A 1,074-nucleotide genomic window follows, 5' to 3' on the forward strand; every position below is an offset into this window, starting at 1 on the left:
AGAATCCATTATTCTGGGCAAAGAAGATACTTATCATGCAACTCAGAAAGCACCAAATGCTAAAGTGGTTGCTGTTCACATGGATGCAATTAACCACATGTCGGTAACACGTGCTGAGCTTGCAGATTACGTAAAGGACAAAGGAATCCAAGATAAGGTTTTAATTCCTATCGATGGTGAAACGCTTTCTTTCTAAAGTGACTTAAAGAAGTGGAAGCATTCCACTTCTTTAAAACATAAGTAGAACAAAACAAATATTAGTTAAGTAAAGGAATAGGTATGTCAAAATCAGCTTTATTAGTTATCGACTTACAAAATGAATATCTACCTACAGGTAAATTACCATTGGTAAATATTGAACAAGCTGCTGCTAATGCAGTGAAAGTAATTGCGAAAGCCCATCAACTGGGTACTCAAGTGATTCATGTGCAACATATTGCTGATGCTGAATCTCCTATATTTGAACCTAGCTCAAATGGTATTGAATTTCAGGACACAGTTAAGCCGCAAGAAGATGAAGCTGTAATCATTAAAAATCACATCAATGCGTTCTTAAATACGAATCTCAAAGAAATTTTAGATAGCAATCAAGTGACTGAGTTAGTCGTGATTGGTGCTATGACGCATATGTGTGTTGATGCTGCTGTTCGTGCTGCTTCTGATTTTGGTTATAAGGTAAAAGTGATACATGATGCTTGTGCAACACTAGACTTGGAATTTAATGGCGTTAAAGTACCTGCTGGTCATGTCCATGCAACATTAATGGCCGCTTTTGAATTTGCATATGCTCAAGTAATATCAACTGAAGATTATGTTAGCTAAAGACTAAGATTTCCTAAAATTAACATAATACACGTTATATGAAGTTGAAAAAGGGAGCTTTAAGCTCCCTTTTTTACTAGTTTTTTTTAAATTGCTAAGCGTAAATTCAGCGCTTTTACCACTTTAATAACAGTATCAAAGCTTGGATTTACATCGCCAGAAAGTGCTTTATAAAGACTTTCTCGGCCTAAACCTGTGTCTCTTGATAATTGAGCCATTCCTTTAGCTTTAGCAATATTACCTAAAGCTTTT

Annotated in this window: 2 protein-coding genes and 1 pseudogene; 2 read left to right on the forward strand and 1 reads right to left on the reverse strand. The window is 35.5% G+C overall.

Annotated features, from left to right (window positions below):
- Both FTV34_RS17640 and FTV34_RS17645 read left to right on the forward strand, forming a co-directional pair.
- Positions 1 to 196: pseudogene (locus FTV34_RS17640) on the forward strand (MBL fold metallo-hydrolase); the annotation flags it as partial.
- A gap of 83 nt (positions 197 to 279) precedes the next feature.
- Positions 280 to 822, forward strand: coding sequence for a cysteine hydrolase family protein (locus FTV34_RS17645; RefSeq protein ID WP_044109724.1), 543 nt, complete (start codon positions 280 to 282; stop codon positions 820 to 822).
- Between the two features lie 86 nt (positions 823 to 908).
- On the opposite strand, the gene FTV34_RS17650 is transcribed toward FTV34_RS17645, so the two are convergent.
- Positions 909 to 1,074, reverse strand: a 166-nt coding sequence (locus FTV34_RS17650; RefSeq protein ID WP_180070935.1) for an addiction module antidote protein, incomplete at its 5' end; no start/stop codon positions are given.

Source organism: Acinetobacter sp. YH16038, from assembly GCF_013417275.1.
In the GTDB taxonomy this organism is placed as follows: Bacteria; Pseudomonadota; Gammaproteobacteria; order Pseudomonadales; family Moraxellaceae; genus Acinetobacter.

Coding starts and splice junctions, on each gene's coding strand:
- FTV34_RS17645 (WP_044109724.1), top strand. CDS start 280: ATGTCAAAATCAGCTTTATTAGTTATCGACTTACAAAATGAATATCTA.